Annotated in this window: 17 protein-coding genes and 1 pseudogene; 9 read left to right on the forward strand and 9 right to left on the reverse strand. The window is 46.0% G+C overall.

Features of this window, described 5'->3' with window-relative positions:
* Positions 1 to 435: 435 nt before the first annotated feature.
* A complete protein-coding gene (locus BM082_RS00120; RefSeq protein WP_017016529.1) occupies positions 436 to 1,233 on the reverse strand; it encodes a L,D-transpeptidase family protein in 798 nt (265 codons plus the stop codon).
* Positions 1,234 to 1,743: 510 nt separating this feature from the next.
* Between BM082_RS00120 and BM082_RS00125 the strand changes: the two genes are divergently transcribed.
* From BM082_RS00125 to pcp, 3 genes are read left to right on the forward strand one after another with little or no spacing between them, the layout of a single operon-like run.
* Entirely contained in the window at positions 1,744 to 2,457 is a 714-nt protein-coding gene (locus BM082_RS00125) for a DUF969 domain-containing protein (RefSeq protein WP_074924780.1), read from the forward strand.
* 3 nt (positions 2,458 to 2,460) lie between these two features.
* The gene (locus BM082_RS00130; protein WP_074924781.1) at positions 2,461 to 3,366 is read left to right on the forward strand and encodes a DUF979 domain-containing protein; all 906 of its coding nucleotides are present in this window, start codon (positions 2,461 to 2,463) and stop codon (positions 3,364 to 3,366) included.
* Between the two features lie 8 nt (positions 3,367 to 3,374).
* Complete coding sequence (gene pcp, locus BM082_RS00135) at positions 3,375 to 4,013, forward strand: pyroglutamyl-peptidase I (protein WP_074924782.1); 639 nt, start codon at positions 3,375 to 3,377, stop codon at positions 4,011 to 4,013.
* Positions 4,014 to 4,141: 128 nt separating this feature from the next.
* On the opposite strand, the gene BM082_RS00140 is transcribed toward pcp, so the two are convergent.
* Positions 4,142 to 4,468 (reverse strand): DUF2185 domain-containing protein, encoded by a 327-nt coding sequence (locus BM082_RS00140; RefSeq protein WP_074924783.1) that lies wholly within the window; start codon positions 4,466 to 4,468, stop codon positions 4,142 to 4,144.
* A gap of 252 nt (positions 4,469 to 4,720) precedes the next feature.
* Between BM082_RS00140 and BM082_RS00145 the strand changes: the two genes are divergently transcribed.
* The 3 genes from BM082_RS00145 to BM082_RS00155 all read left to right on the forward strand — a co-directional run bounded on the left by BM082_RS00145 (position 4,721) and on the right by BM082_RS00155 (position 6,898).
* The gene (locus BM082_RS00145) at positions 4,721 to 5,206 is read left to right on the forward strand and encodes a hypothetical protein (protein WP_074924785.1); all 486 of its coding nucleotides are present in this window, start codon (positions 4,721 to 4,723) and stop codon (positions 5,204 to 5,206) included.
* Between the two features lie 105 nt (positions 5,207 to 5,311).
* Positions 5,312 to 6,031 carry a hypothetical protein gene (locus BM082_RS00150; RefSeq protein WP_074924787.1) on the forward strand — a complete coding sequence of 240 codons (720 nt, stop codon included), beginning with the start codon at positions 5,312 to 5,314 and terminating at the stop codon, positions 6,029 to 6,031.
* 96 nt (positions 6,032 to 6,127) lie between these two features.
* The gene (locus BM082_RS00155; protein WP_017017820.1) at positions 6,128 to 6,898 is read left to right on the forward strand and encodes a phosphotransferase; all 771 of its coding nucleotides are present in this window, start codon (positions 6,128 to 6,130) and stop codon (positions 6,896 to 6,898) included.
* Between the two features lie 79 nt (positions 6,899 to 6,977).
* Here BM082_RS00155 and BM082_RS00160 read toward each other — a convergent pair whose 3' ends face one another.
* Entirely contained in the window at positions 6,978 to 8,009 is a 1,032-nt protein-coding gene (locus BM082_RS00160) for an extracellular solute-binding protein (protein WP_017015337.1), read from the reverse strand.
* 348 nt (positions 8,010 to 8,357) lie between these two features.
* On the opposite strand from BM082_RS00160, the gene BM082_RS00165 reads away from it, so the two are divergent.
* Complete coding sequence (locus BM082_RS00165; RefSeq protein WP_017011439.1) at positions 8,358 to 8,600, forward strand: hypothetical protein; 243 nt, start codon at positions 8,358 to 8,360, stop codon at positions 8,598 to 8,600.
* 116 nt (positions 8,601 to 8,716) lie between these two features.
* Here BM082_RS00165 and BM082_RS00170 read toward each other — a convergent pair.
* A pseudogene (locus BM082_RS00170) lies at positions 8,717 to 9,001 on the reverse strand (hypothetical protein); the annotation flags it as partial.
* A 311-nt stretch (positions 9,002 to 9,312) separates the two neighbouring features.
* On the opposite strand from BM082_RS00170, the gene BM082_RS00175 reads away from it, so the two are divergent.
* Both BM082_RS00175 and BM082_RS00185 read left to right on the forward strand, forming a co-directional pair.
* Entirely contained in the window at positions 9,313 to 10,641 is a 1,329-nt protein-coding gene (locus BM082_RS00175) for an anaerobic C4-dicarboxylate transporter (RefSeq protein ID WP_017011441.1), read from the forward strand.
* 596 nt (positions 10,642 to 11,237) lie between these two features.
* The gene (locus BM082_RS00185) at positions 11,238 to 11,678 is read left to right on the forward strand and encodes a hypothetical protein (protein ID WP_017015339.1); all 441 of its coding nucleotides are present in this window, start codon (positions 11,238 to 11,240) and stop codon (positions 11,676 to 11,678) included.
* Positions 11,679 to 11,983: 305 nt separating this feature from the next.
* On the opposite strand, the gene BM082_RS00190 is transcribed toward BM082_RS00185, so the two are convergent.
* The 5 genes from BM082_RS00190 to BM082_RS25160 all read right to left on the reverse strand — a co-directional run.
* A complete protein-coding gene (locus BM082_RS00190) occupies positions 11,984 to 13,369 on the reverse strand; it encodes a class II fumarate hydratase (RefSeq protein ID WP_074924789.1) in 1,386 nt (461 codons plus the stop codon).
* 16 nt (positions 13,370 to 13,385) lie between these two features.
* Positions 13,386 to 13,766: a hypothetical protein gene (locus BM082_RS00195; RefSeq protein ID WP_017011445.1), complete on the reverse strand. Its 381-nt coding sequence runs from the start codon at positions 13,764 to 13,766 to the stop codon at positions 13,386 to 13,388.
* A gap of 186 nt (positions 13,767 to 13,952) precedes the next feature.
* Positions 13,953 to 14,381 (reverse strand): thioredoxin TrxC, encoded by a 429-nt coding sequence (gene trxC, locus BM082_RS00200; RefSeq protein ID WP_017015341.1) that lies wholly within the window; start codon positions 14,379 to 14,381, stop codon positions 13,953 to 13,955.
* Between the two features lie 224 nt (positions 14,382 to 14,605).
* Positions 14,606 to 14,941, reverse strand: a complete 336-nt coding sequence (locus tag BM082_RS00205) for a PepSY domain-containing protein (RefSeq protein ID WP_017015342.1) — start codon at positions 14,939 to 14,941, stop codon at positions 14,606 to 14,608.
* Positions 14,942 to 14,977: 36 nt separating this feature from the next.
* Positions 14,978 to 15,197: hypothetical protein (locus BM082_RS25160; RefSeq protein ID WP_208862507.1), on the reverse strand; the 220-nt coding region annotated here is incomplete at its 5' end.

Below are 15,197 nucleotides of genomic sequence, written 5' to 3' on the forward strand. Positions count from 1 at the left end.
TCCTTGTGATGGAAACCAACATATTTATCGTTGTGGTTTTCTGTACGCACGCAGAAGGTAGGATCGAAATATGACATTTATCTTACAGCCAGATGACAGTCACTACTGATGGGGTGCAATATCAAAATTGAGACGAATTTGTAACTGTTGCACTTTTGTTGCGCTAAATTCTGAGGTGGGGCGTCAGTAAATATAATCATCCAGTCTGGGAATGTGTGCATCTTGTGTTCAGTGAAAACAAGTGAGTATCCGCGGGTTTTGCCGAGCACAAAGGGGAAGTCGTAGAGGAAATTTCGGGGTAAACGGTTAGGAGAATAGGGACTATGAATTGCGGCCTGAACAGAGGCAGAGAACGAGAGTGAATAAAGAGTGACTAAATGAAGGCGTGACTATAGAGGGCAAGGCCCTGCACCTACCAGAGGCGCAGAGGCTACACTACCATTCTATTTCAATGGGGGTTCCTATGTTGACCAATGCCAAGAACTCATCCATCTCTTTGTTTGAAATTGCAACGCAGCCGTCAGTCCAATCTTTGCCTCGGTTCAGGCTTGGGTGCGGGCCGTTACCGTTCTTTTGCCCGTGTATCATGATTTGACCTCCCGGCGGAAAGCCCAGTAACTCCGCGCGCGCGAGATCATCTTTACTCGGGTAGTTGATGCGAATTGAACGGTAAAAGCGCGATCGCTCGTTAATCAAATCCAACGTGTAGCGGCCTTCAGGTGTGCGCTTGTCACCTTCCCGTAATTTATGGCCTTTAGGGTTCGCGCCTAGTGCAATGCCATAGGAAGCTACCACTTCTTCCCCTTTGAGCAGAAACATCTTTCGCTTTGATTTGTCTATTTTGACCAAATCGACTTTTGTCGATGCTATCGGTTCGGGTGGCTTTTCAGGCACCGTGTGCTTGTTGTCGGTTGTGGCGGTGTTTGTGTCAGCGCGTTGGCTTTTTCCCAAAATCTCATCGATGGAAGAGCGGGAATAACGCGCGGCAGATGATGACGTGGAAATGATGCGGCGCACGGCATCAATGGACGACGTATCGCTGGCTTGCGATACCGACGGAAGTGCGGTTGCGTCTGTCTGATCATCGCTAAACGGTGCGATAGTGTTTTTCGAGGAGGTAGACGCGGTCAGTATCCCCGTCTGCGCTGAAAGTAAGTTTGCAGAGGCTGTGCTTGTTTGCGGTAGCGCCCACAACATGGTTGCGGCTATCGCAATCCCAAAAAACGTTTTCATGAATGTCCTGCTTTGTTTCTGGTGTCCATACCGTTTGTCTTTCAATCTTGTGTTTATTCTGCCCGACACGTTTCTTCGACGCGTCTACTTCATCCCTCTCAATCGATGTCGCCCCCTCGATATGCGCTCGCTATTCTGAATTGCAATGCTTTTTCTGAGTGAACAAGTCGGCGGAGATATAAGTAAGTATTGGCGATGAACACTAGTAGAACGGGATTTTTCAGGAATTTTTGTTTCATAACTGAAAATTCAATTGATTAGCGCTTCTGGATTCTCAATTTTCCACGAATTTGACACCAACCCCGATTTTACAAGGGTTTCCGAAGATCTATGCGCGTGGAAACAACGACATAACAAATTAAAATAATATATCACTTCGACAAGAAAACTTGCTCTTTGTCGCAAAAATCTCTGATTGGAGGTGATTTAGGGGCTTCCGTATACTCGGGTCATCTTTGAATTTTTAGTCACTGATAACACGTAAAATTACAGATCGTGTAGAGAGCCCTTATGATTGATTTTTGGCCATTGATTGGCATTGTGATAATAACGGTGGGCTTAGCATTAAAGCTAAACACCTTGTTGGTAATTTTGGTTGCGGGTGTTGCGACTGGCCTGGTCGCAGACATCGCGGTAATGGATATTCTGTCTACCTTAGGCCAATCCTTTACGCAGAACCGCTACATGTCCCTGTTCATCCTTATCCTTCCTATGATCGGTATTCTTGAGCGTTATGGCCTGCGCCAACGTGCAGAAGCCTTGATCGGTGCAATGAAAAAAGCCTCTGTTAGCAAGATCTTGATGACATATTTGCTACTTCGCAAAGTGACCAATGGCATGGGGTTGAGCATTGGTGGTCACCCATCCATGATCCGTCCTCTGATTGCGCCTATGGCGGAAGCGGCTGCAGAGAAAGCCTCGCCAAATCTATCTGATGAAAAACGCCAAGGCATTCGTGCGTTATCCGCAGCCAGTGAAAACTTCGCCAATTTCTTTAGTCAACTGCTGTTTATTGGTACAGGCGGCATCTTGCTGATTAAAGGTGTAATGACCGATAACCAATTGGATGTAAAACTCGAAACCATGGCACTGTGGGCACTGCCGACCGCGATTGCTTCTTTTGTTGTTTTCGTGATTTTCAGCAAAATCATGGAAACCCGTTTGTTGAAAGCGGGTGCATCGTCTGCTGCTGTAACAGCAAACGTTCAAAAAGAAGGGCAGTAAGCGATGCTAGAATACATTTACCAAACCACAGGCTTGCTGTTGCTGGCATTCTCCCTGCAAAGCTTCCTTGATAAAGACAACCCAAAACGCATCGGTTCCGGCTTGTTTTGGATGATCTACGGCATCACCTTTATCTTTGGGTCAATGATCCCGAACTGGGTAACCGGTGTGATGGTGCTAGCGCTAACGGCGTTAGCTGCTGGCGGCTTCATGGGCGTGGGCAACTATGGCACTACCTCTGAAGAAGAGCGTCATAAAACAGCCTCTGTGCTAAAAAACAAACTCTTCATTCCTGCGGCCATTGTACCTGTGGGTACGGTTGCGATTAGCCAATTCACCTCACTCGGTGCGCTGGTGGGTCTAGGTTTAAGCTCCATTGCATCCATCGTCGTGGCATTGCTACTGACCAAAAGCAAGCCAATGCACAGCTTGAACGAAGGCCGTCGCTTGATTGACTCCATCGGTTGGGCTGCCATTCTTTCGCAATTCCTTGCTGCACTGGGCTTCTTGTTCAATCAAGCGGGCGTGGGCGATACCGTGGCGCAAATCGTAAAAATGATGATCCCTGAAAACATGCTGCTGGTGAACGTGATTGCTTACTGCGTGGGCATGATGATCTTCACCGTGGTAATGGGCAACGCATTCGCCGCCTTTGCGGTGATCACGACGGGTATCGGTATTCCACTGTTGGTGATGGAATACAGCGGAAATGCAGCAATCATCGGTGTAGTGGGTATGCTTTCTGGCTACTGCGGTACGCTTATGACGCCAATGGCAGCCAACTTTAACGTTGTACCTGCGGCCTTGCTTGAATTAAAAAACAAACACCATGTTATTTTGATGCAAGTTGCCCCCGCGATGATCATTCTCGCGTTTAACATCTTCATTATGTACAGCTTTGCTTTCTGAGAATCCCAATGAAAAAAGTACTGATTACTGGTTTTGAACCTTTTGGTGGCGCTGCCATTAACCCTGCACTAGAAGCCGTAAAAAAGCTGGATGGCGTGAAGCTAGATGGCGGAGAAATCATCATTTGTGACGTGCCAGTAACACGTTATGAAGCCATTGATGCGGTTATAGCAGCGATTGAAACGCACAAGCCAGATTACGTTATTACGGTGGGCCAAGCGGGTGGACGTTTCGCCATCACGCCAGAGCGTGTCGCGATCAACATGGATGATTTTCGCATTCCAGATAACGGCGGCAACCAGCCTATCGACGAGCCAATCTATGAAGATGGCCCAGATGCGTACTTCTCTACCTTGCCAATCAAAGCCATTACTGCGGCGCTGCAGGCGAAAGGCATTCCTTGCCAAGTGTCTAACACTGCCGGTACGTTCGTGTGCAACCATCTGGCTTACGGTGTTCAGCATTATCTGCGCGATACAAACATTGGTCATGGTTTTATTCACATTCCATTGCTGCCAGAACAAGCTGCAACGGGTGATCAAGCATCTATGGCGTTGGACGTGATTGCAGAAGGCTTGCGACTTGCAGCCCAAGCCACCCTTGATAACCAAACCGACATTGCAGTCGGTGCAGGTAAAATCTGCTGATTGCATGGTTAACGCAATGAAAAGCGCCGAGCATTGCTCGGCGCTTTTTTACATCCATTTATTTTTTGCTTTTATACCCAAGTAACCTGAAATCGAGCATCTTCAGGCTACTTGGGTATATCGTTTTATTACGCTTCTTCAACGAGCACATAGTCATCTTCATACCATTCCAGTTCTACAGGAGCATTCAGGCCTAAGAATGGCAAAATGGCCGGATGAAGTGCTGCTAATTTTGACGCGCTATACAACACGAAGTTTTCTGCATTATCAACAAACTCTTGGGTTTCTTCACCAGTGAAAAATCGCCATCCACTGTCTTCGCTACTGTCAGGTGTTTCACGATAGAAATAACCAATGGATTTGCCGTCATCAATGAGTTTTTTATTCACAATGACATAGCCAAGTAGGATAGGGGAATGGCTACTATTTCCATTCAATTCTGTGTGTTGCGTCATTTCTACGTCCTGTTGAAATCGTATGCCGATGATTCAATATCAACGGCTTAGTTTTTCTTTGAGTATACCCAAGCAGCGTCAAATTACAGGGTGAACTCGCCATATTCGCACTCATAGAGCCAATGTCTTATATCAATGAATTTGTGTTAGAAAATAGCAAATCCAACGCTTGAAAAACCACGTCGTTGTTACTTTGAACGATAGTAAGGTAAGTCGCGCCAACTGAGGGCGTATTTACGTGGAGGGATAGCCATGGAGACGCGTATTCACAGCGCTTATAAAGGTGAAGTATACGGCATTTCTTTCTTCACCTACTTTGCTGATCATTATTCAGATTCCTCTGCTAATGTCGCAACAGAAAATGCACGAGAAGCGCTTTGGGAAGCGCTCGTTCTTGTCGAGGCACTCACGGCCGATTTACTGGAAGAAACGCTCAAAGCGCGCGGTGTGAGCTTTGATCGAAATGATGAAGAGATGCGGCGAAAAGGTGAGGAAGATGCCCATGCATGGGTAGTGTTACCCTGGAGTGAATTGGTAAAAACATTGATACATTGGGTTGCTCCTTGGGAGCTGAAATATCGCGAATGGCTAGACGATGCTCCCGCCGATTGTCATGCCGTATTTTTATTGATTGCTGAGCATGAAACGGCAATTTATCAATGCTGGGAAGCAGAGCAACGTGGTGAAACTGGCGTAGACATTCTTAATGACTTTATTCGGAAATACACCGCTATTTAGCCAATATTTTTTACAGCCTGTCTCATTATGAATTCAGATTCAAAGGTGTGAGCCTCGGTAGAATTGCAGAAGAAAAGGGATGTTTTGCAGTCTTTCGAGGTGAGTATGAAAAGGTCTTTCTTTTGCGTGGCGTTAGTGTTGTTGAATGGTTGCGGTGGCAGCGGAAGCGATACCAATAGCAACAATAGTGGAAACAGCACAAGTGCCACAGCATGTTTTAATGCAGATCTTAATGCGATTGGTGCGGATGTAACGGTGGTTAATACTCGGGTGGTCAATGGACAAAGCGAACCGAATTACACGGAGCGAGACGTGGTCAGCGGTCAAGTCACGTACGAAGGTTATACTAACGCACGTGAAGTCTTGTTGTATGAAGATTCGGTGGTGAATAAAGCCTACATTGTGTCCGACGAGAGCCAACAACAGGTTATCACTCTTGGGCAGATTATTGATGGCGAAGAGATTATCTACAAGCCCAATGGTATCCAATTAGATTACAACTTGCGTGCAGGAGAAACGCGAGAGTATCCGACGGTATCAGTGCTTACCAATGGCACGCAAACGGCAACTTACGATATTTCCTTTACGTTTGAAAAGAATGAAACCATTACCGTTCCAGCAGGTGAATTTAATACCTGTTTAATGACATTAACCTTTGATGTTGTCGAAAACGGTGTATCAACAAACGCGGTGTTTACTCAAAATATTGGGGTAAGCAACGGGTTAATGATTCGAGAGGAAACGAACTCGACAGCAGGCAATAGTACTTTCACAGAGGTCAACGAGTTGGTGTCCGCAACGATCAATGGCGAAATTGTCCAGTGATTCTATTTCCATAAAGAAATACTCACTCGCAGTATTCAACTGCTGGATGTTAGAAAATGCGCCAAGTTTTAGTTACTTGGCGATAATCGAGCAAAAATGGAAATACTAAATGGCGGGCGTGATAACGCCATCTTCAAACAAGGCAACCATGTGTTGAGGCCATTAAATCCATGGTCGCCTTCTGTTCATCAACTGCTCACGTTCCTTTATAACAATGGATTTCATGCCTGCCCAGAGGTTATCGGCATTGAAGGCGGACAAGAGATACTGCGCTTTGTCGAGGGTGATACCTCGAATTATCCGTTAGCTGGTCCGATTGCCACTGATACAGCCTTGATGTCGGCAGGTGCTTTGCTGCGTGATTTTCATGATGTGTCGGCACAATTTCTCGTGTCTGAATCCGCACAACACCTACCTTGGATGCTGACACCTAGACCACCTTTTGAAGTGATCTGCCACGGTGATTATGCGCCTTATAACGTGGCGTTAGACGGTGAGCATGTCGTGGGAGTCTTTGACTTTGATACCGCACACCCTGCGCCAAGACTTTGGGATGTGGCGTATGCGGTATATTGCTGGGCACCGTTCAAAACCAACGAATACGACAAGTTGGGTGATATAAATACTCAGGCCAAGCGCGCTGCATTGTTCTGTGACGCCTACGGATTATCGGCACCGGAAAAGGCGGGCTTGGTTGATGCCATGATTGAGCGCCTGCAAGCGCTGGTTGATTTCATGATGGGGGAAGCCGAGAAGGGCAATGCCGCTTTTGCAGACAACATCGCGGATGGACACCATCTCAGTTATTTGGATGACATCGCGTATCTCAACACGCATCGAGAGCAGATTGAGGCTGCACTGAAGTAACAAGGCGTGAGTAGAATAGAATGCCGTAGACAATAAAAAACCGCTCAATTGAGCGGTTTTTTTAGTTTACAGCGCGGGCTTATTCGCCAGTCTTCAAACGTAGGAAGTAGTTTTCGTACTTCTCAGTCAGCTCGCCAACGGCATCTTGCCACTCACCACGATCAAGGTCATCTTGTGGTGGGAACAGAGCTGGGTTGTCTTTGTACGCGGAGTTTGATTTCTCAACGGCAGTTAGGTAACCCGTGTCAGCACTGATTTTCGCTGCCACTTCAGGACGCAGAAGGAAGTCGATCATCTTGTGTGCCGCTTCGACGTTCTTCGCGTTCTTTGGAATAGACAGGCTATCTACCCAGAAAATGCCGCCTTCTTTTGGCCATACCAATTCAATTGGTAGACCTTCTCGTTGTGCCGCTGCCGCAGAACCGTTCCACAGCATCCCTAGGCCAACTTCGCCAGACATGTATGGGTTGGCTGGGTTATCAGAGTTAAATACCAGTACGTTTGGCATCAGTTTTTTCAACTCTTCGTAGGCTTCATCGATCTGCTTAGGATCGGTCGAGTTACCCGAGTATCCCAGCTTACGCAATGCAATGTGGAAGACTTCGCGGGTGTCGTCCATCAGCATGATTTGACCTTCCAACTCTGGGTTCCACAGATCAGCCCAGCTGGTGAAATCGTCAGGGTTGTACATGTCAGTGTTAACGGCCAAGCCCGTCATCGCAATAACGTGAGGGATTGAGTAGTCATTGTTTGGGTCGAACGGCTTGTCGAGGTAGTTTTTGTCTAGCTCGTTAAAGTTGTTCAACTTAGAAAGGTCAAGCTTCTGCAACATACCTTCATCGCGCATTTTGGCAACGAAGTACGTTGATGGCACCACAAGATCATACCCTTCAGGGTGCGTCTTCATTTTTGCATACAGGGTTTCGTTTGACTCATAGGTTGAGTAAATAACCTTGATGCCCGTTTCACGGGTGAATTGCTCAAGCAGTTCGGTGGAGAGGTAAGGTCCCCAGTTCGCGAAAATAAGTTGATCGTTTTCTGCTTTCGCAGGTGTGGTGAACATAGCAACTGCACATGCAGCGCTGGCCAGAATTGCAGACCATTTCTTCATTGGTGTTATCCACTCCAAGTCCCGTGTGTCGGGAGCATTCATACAGCGAAAGGAGATCGTTCTCTTTCGCTTAGTGTTTGAAAATGACAGCCATTTTCGTTAGTTGTTTGGGCATAAAACCCTTCGCATCGCGTACCAGTTGGGCGCTGTGGGCGAAAAGTCGCGGGATATTACCCATGAAATTCTGTTCAGGCAATACAAAAGCAACACGGTAAAGAACAAATTTAAGGGAAATGAAAAAGGGAGACGGATTATTACCAATGAGTAAGGGTGATTTATCAGAATTGGCGATTATCTCGCCGATGAAAAAGACTACAATTTGACCACCAAATGAGGGAGGTATCGCTGATGAATCAAGACCGCGCAGAGAACCTTTACTACTTCCTGCGAGAACAAAACACGCCCCAAGCCGAAATCAACACGGTGATTGAACGCTTATTCGACACCCACGGCATTGATTTGAGAAAACTGGATCTGCATTACCGCATGAGCCGTGGCTATTCCCCAAACCGCTTCGATATCAACACCTATGGTGGCGCAGGGTCGCGCACCATGAATCAAACCAGACAGATGCAACGGACTGAACGTTAAGTCATCGTCATGTAGGTTGTGTACCGAAGACACAGAAAACGCCGAACACAAAAACAAAAAGAGGATCACGGTTTACCCTGAGCCTCTTTTTTTTGGAGCGTCCGCTTTAAACAGCGCTAGTGATCCAAATAGAGGTAGTTCTGCCAGCTCTTCATTCTCAGCAACACTTTTCGCATGATAGCCAAATGTTCAATACTGTCGGAATACACAGCGATTTCGGCATATGCACCATCGGGTAGGGCGTATTGGCGCATGTCTTCGTTGATTTTGAGGGTCACGAGTGCGCGACCTTGCTTATCAAGCAATCGGCTGCCGTACAGGGTGCCCTGTGCCTGACTTTCACCAATAGCATGCAGTACTTCAACGATTTCACCTTGGAATACTCTGCCAGGAATGGCTTTGCTGTTTCATAAGCCGCGTTCAGTTCTAGAGATGATTGCTTCGCCGACTGGAGCGCTGCTTTACCTTCTTTGCCATGGGGGTCAATCATGCATCGGTTTTCAAAAATCCAATTAACCCTTCACTCAATACCTGTCATCAACCTCGTTACATCTTGGTTTTGTTTCGGCTACGAAGTGTCGAAATTGTGTGCTGAAAATCTGATTCAGAGACATCGCTTTTTTTGAAAAGAAGGAGTGTGAGATGTTGTTTAGAAAATATTGAAAGATAAGCGGAAAATACAAATAGCCATAAATTTTAAGAGGTTATTGGTATGTTGTACTTGGAATTTTTATTCCTGCTGTTAATGCTTTACATCGGTTCACGGTATGGTGGTATTGGCCTAGGTGTGGTCTCGGGCATTGGTCTGGTGATTGAAGTCTTCATCTTCAAAATGCCGCCAACATCGCCACCTGTTACCGTTATGCTTATCATCCTTGCGGTGGTCACTTGTGCGTCGATTCTTGAAGCCGCTGGTGGCTTAAAATACATGTTGCAAGTTGCTGAGCGTGTACTGCGCAAGAACCCAAAACGCGTCACCTTGATTGCGCCATTCGTGACCTATGCAATGACGTTCCTGCTTGGTACTGGTCATGCTGTGTATTCCATTATGCCAATCATTGGCGACGTGGCGTTGAAAAACGGCATTCGCCCAGAGCGCCCAATGGCGGCATCGTCTGTCGCATCTCAAATCGCGATCACTGCATCACCGTTGTCTGCGGCCGTGGTGTATTACTTAACGCAGCTTTCTGGCATTCAAGCTGACATTACCTTGCTTTCAATCTTGCTCGTTACCGTGCCTGCAACCTTGTTCGGTACGTTACTGATGTCTCTATACAGCATGAAGCGTGGTAAAGAGCTGGATGACGATCCTGAATATCAAGCCCGATTGAAAGACCCAGAATGGCGAGAGCGTATTCTCAACACCACAGCAACGTCGCTGGATGAAGTGCTTCCTAAATCAGCACGTAATGCTGTGCTTATCTTCCTTGCTTCTATCGTTACTATCGTTGTGATTGCGATGGTGCCTGAAGTGCGCACCATTACTGAAGGTTCAAAGCCTATCAGCATGTCTGTCATCATCCAGATGATGATGCTGTGTTTCGGTGGTGTGATTCTGTTAGCGACCAAAACTGACCCGCGTGACGTGCCAAACGGCGTGGTATTTAAGTCAGGTATGGTGGCAGCGATTGCGATTTTCGGTATTGCATGGATGTCAGACACCTACTTCCAATATGCCATGCCGCAGTTCAAATCGGGCATTGTTGGCATGGTGACAGACTACCCTTGGACATTCGCACTCGCGCTGTTCATTGTTTCTGTGGTGGTGAACTCTCAAGCAGCAACCGCACGTATGATGCTGCCTGTTGGCCTGGGTTTGGGCTTAGACCCTGCATTGCTGATCGGTATTATGCCGGCGGTATACGGTTACTTCTTCATTCCTAACTATCCATCAGACATCGCGACTGTGAACTTCGATACGTCGGGTACAACCAAAATTGGTAAGTGGTACTTCAACCACTCATTCATGTCTGTTGGCCTGATCGGTGTTGTCGGTGCATGTTTGCTGGGTTATGTGCTTGGTCAGATGATCATCGCATAATCACTTTCGGCATAAGTCAGACTTTGAAGCCCTCTTTTAGAGGGCTTTTTGGTGCGAGTTGAATATAGAGTAAAAGAATGAGGATTTTTCCTTGGATTTTTCTTTACCTACCCATCTTTATCGTTTTAACCATTTATTTTATAAATAATCATTTAATATCACATGGATACAACGGTATCTGAGGTTTTTTTGCGTGTTGGATAAAGTAACGTAATTACTCTAAACACATTGTTTCTGTAAAATTAAACGACACATGTGTTTTGTATGTGAGTCGTTAATTCTTTAAAGAACACATTTGTACTTTTAAAAAATCACATTCTGGTCAAAGCTAAAAGCGTAGAAAGAAAACGCGATTATTTAATAGGGGAAATAATCGTGTTTTATAAGAACATTGGGTTTCCACTCCTTTTCCTGATGTTCTTTATATTTGACGGCAATTGGCTAGGTTGTCTTTCTGCGGGGAATGGCTCTTTTTATTTAGATTCAAGCTTCATATTAAAAGAAAAAAATAAAAGACCAGTAATACTGGTCGACAATAGGACAAATGAAAAACAAACGATTGCTTAAATATCATCGTTCACTGGGGAGTGTTTCCCATGCAAATGATAAAGTGTGTAATAGTACCATTGTTAGGGTTAGCAATTTCTGCATGTGTTAATCAGGATGGCGTTAAAGAAGACAAACTGAACGCGACATTGAAAATTGACGGGTATTACCATTCAGAGTTTGACCAAGATTCAACACTGGCGAAGGAAACGCTGCGGTTTGTTGATAAGGTTAATCGAAGGGTTGTTGTATCCAAAGTGTTGATGATACCAGGCGCGGGGGAGTCCGGGCTGCATGTTACAAAGACACAAGAATCTGGTAACTATCACATAGATTGTCGGCAAGGTCGTCAGTTTTGTTTCTTAACCATTGATGGCGAGCTGGATGGAGACGAATTTAAATACACTTATCGACTCAGTTATAGCGGTGCATTGGTTAGGGGAAATGGTATCAGGAAAAGGTTTATCTCTGACACGTTAGATAATATTTAATGTATGTAGACAGAAAATAGTTACGTATTCAGTTTTGGACAGGCATATAACAGCAACAGCACGACTCCATTTTGTCTGTCCATTTTTATTCATTAAACGCACAGTGCGTTTAATCTACAGAGTTCTCGTTGACACGGATAGTCAGAATGTGTGTGTTCTCAAGACACATTTGAAATAGGTTTTTCTGAGTGATGCAGTGTAGTGTTTACCTATTTCATCTTTTATATAGAATTGTGCTTGTCGGCAGCGAGCAATATAGCCCTCTTTATGAGGGCTTTTTTTTCATTTGATGATTATTTTCTGCGTTAGTTTGCGACGCCACCTTTCGTGAGTGCTGTTGGGTCAAGCAGGCGCTCAAGTGTCGCTCTGTCTAATTCCGTCTCTTCTTCAGCCACATCAATGATCGCACGCCCTTCTTTATAAGCTTTCTTCGCGATTTCAGCGGCTTTCAAGTACCCGATCACAGGGTTGAGTGCCGTGACTAAAATCGGATTTTTTGCCAATGCGATGTTGAGGTTGTCCTCTCGCACGGTAAACGTCTTGATGGCTTTGTCAGCCAATGCGTTTGCGCTATTTGCCAGTAATTCAATACTTTCCAGAATGTTATGCGCAATAACAGGCAGCATAACATTGAGCTGGAAATTACCTGATTGCCCAGCAACGGTAATGGTTGCATCATTACCAATCACTTGTGCAGAGGCCATGGCTGCTGCTTCCGGTATGACAGGATTCACTTTCCCTGGCATGATCGACGAACCAGGCTGCAAAGCTTGGAGTTCAATTTCCCCCAGACCTGCCAGCGGGCCTGAGTTCATCCAACGTAAATCATTGGCGATCTTCATGATGGCGACAGCGGCGGTTTTTAATTGCCCTGAAAGTGCCACAATGGCGTCTTGGCTGCTGAGATTAAAGAAGAAATTCACGCTCGGTGTGAAAGATGCCTTCGTCAGTTGCGACAAGTTGTCTGCGAATGTTGCTGCAAAACGAGGGTCTGCATTGATCCCTGTACCGACGGCAGTACCACCTTGGGCAAGGGCGCGAACCGCAGACAAGCTCTGTTCAATGGCACATTTTGCATGGTCAATTTGGTATTGCCATCCTGCCAGTTCTTGGTCGAACGTCACGGGCATTGCATCCATTAAATGGGTGCGACCTGTTTTTACGGCATCGCCAACTTCAATGCGCTTTTCACTTAAGGTTGAAATCAAATGTTCTAGGGCTGGCAGTAGCTGTTTTTCAACGCTCAATACGCTGCTGATTTGAATCGCCGTTGGAATGACGTCGTTACTGCTTTGGCCCATGTTGACGTGATCATTCGGGGAAACATCGCCACCCAAGGCTTTGCTCGCAAGGGTAGCGATCACTTCGTTGGCGTTCATGTTCGAGCTCGTACCAGAGCCGGTTTGGAACACATCAATCGGAAATTGATCCAAATGCTGGCCGTTGATGATGTCTTGCGATGCTTCCGCGATCACTTGTGCAATATCACCTTCCAGCAGACCAAGCTGCGCATTGGTCAGTGCCGCCGTTTGTTTGATGTAGGCGAGTGCTTGAATAAATGAAGCTGGCATTGTGTGCTTACTGAACGCGAAATTGTCTACAGCACGTTGAGTTTGTGCCTGATAAAGCGCATTTTCTGGGACTTTTACATCGCCCATGCTGTCTGTTTCTGTGCGGAATGTTTGCGTCATGTCCTTTCCTTTTGAATCAATCTAGCGGTGCTTGAAGGCGTTGTAGCATCAGCTGAAGTTGGGCAAATTTTCTCTCGCCGTCCGGTACTTGTACGTAATGACGTTGCAATGCGTAGAGCGGGCTATGCACCCCATCTAGGCAGACTCGACGAAAACTGTGGGTTCTGTAAGGGCTTTGAATCGCATCAAGTAGCTTAAAATACACCTGACGAAGAAAAAGTTCGTTCAGCAACACGCTTTCGTTCTCGGCACCAAGCTCGTGGTAAGACGCCAGCATTAATCCTGTTTGCACAAATCCCTGCACGATATCAGGCTCGTAACCAAATGCACTTCTGTCCTCATCGAACTTATCTTTCGCTTTGAAATAGGCATTATAGATGTGTCGTCTGGAATCCATAGCCAACCCCTTGTATGTATGATTCGCCGTGTAATGATAATTATTACCATTTAGTGCGTTCTATAACAACCCTGAGTTTGCTATGCCTACTGGTTTGCATACGTAAGCGTTAGAAAATAATAAAGGGCACATGATGCCCTTTATTGGTTTGTGTTTTTCAAGGGTATAACAACCCTCACGGAACATTTACACAGCTTCATCTAACCATGCCGTGAATTCTGACAGTGGCAGTGCACCGTTGATCTGCTTCACCATTTTTCCTTCGTTAAACACCATGATGGTTGGAATGCTGCGAATGCGGTATTTCGCCGCCAGCGTTTGCTCTTCCTCGGTGTTTATTTTTACAAAGATCACATCATCAGCTTTGCTCGAAGCAGTCGCTTCAAAGACGGGTGCAAATCCTTGGCACGGGCCACACCACGGTGCCCAGAAATCGACAACAACAGGCTTTCCTGACGACAACAGCGCATCCATATTCGCTGCAGTGCCTTCAACTGGTTTGCCATTCACTAACGGTGACTTACACGCGCCACACTTCGGCTGATCATCAAGGCGTTCAACCGGAAATTGGTTGTTTTTATGGCAACTTGGGCAACGAACAGTAATTGAACTCATAATCTTCCCTTTGTTTTTTTATTCTGTTTTTCTTTGTTGATTGAACAGTATTACGGATGAAGGGAAAAGGCTATGTGGTTCTGGCTATTGGTGTGATTGGTAGGTGCGATGGAAAGGAAGGAAGGGCAGGAAGAGCAGGGGCGAGATAAGAGAAAGAGCAGACTTGCTTATACCCTCACCTAGAAAGCCCGCCCTTAAACCCATTAACAGGGCGGGTGATCTGATTACTTATCAACGTCGCCAATCACGCCTTCATGAGAAAGGTCGCCAGAAAGCTCCGCTTTAATTTCTGCAAGGCTTTCTTCTTCAGCCGCAACGATTTTGCCGCTTGCGGCGTCGACTTCCACTTCATACGCTTTTTCGCCTGACTTAACGAATACATCCCACTGCGAGTCTGGCTCGTCAAAACGGATACCAAGCACTTCTACGCCGACTTCTGCCAGTGCTGCTTTGATCGCGTCTTGCTCGCTGATGATGTTGGCGTCTTTTACTGCGAAACTTGGAACACTGAATGCACTCAACGTCGTCAATACAACACCACTTAAGATCATTTTTTTCATTTGTCTTTCCTTAACATCAGAGTAAATGTGTACCTGTCACCCTTTCAGCCTTGTCATTGTTGAGTCTGAAAGAGCCGTCGATCTCAGGCTGATAGCGTAAGGACTGTGATGTCGAAAAAATGTGAACGCGAAATGTGATGTGCTGTTTACGTCTTTTTGGGTGTCATTGTCATTGAATTTTTCCTTGAAAGCATCGACAAGAAGACCACCATGTTTTGCTTTGTCTGCTTTGTCTGCTTTGTCTGCTTTGTCTGCT

It is taken from the genome of Enterovibrio norvegicus DSM 15893 (assembly GCF_900115495.1).
Classification (GTDB): domain Bacteria; phylum Pseudomonadota; class Gammaproteobacteria; order Enterobacterales; family Vibrionaceae; genus Enterovibrio; species Enterovibrio norvegicus.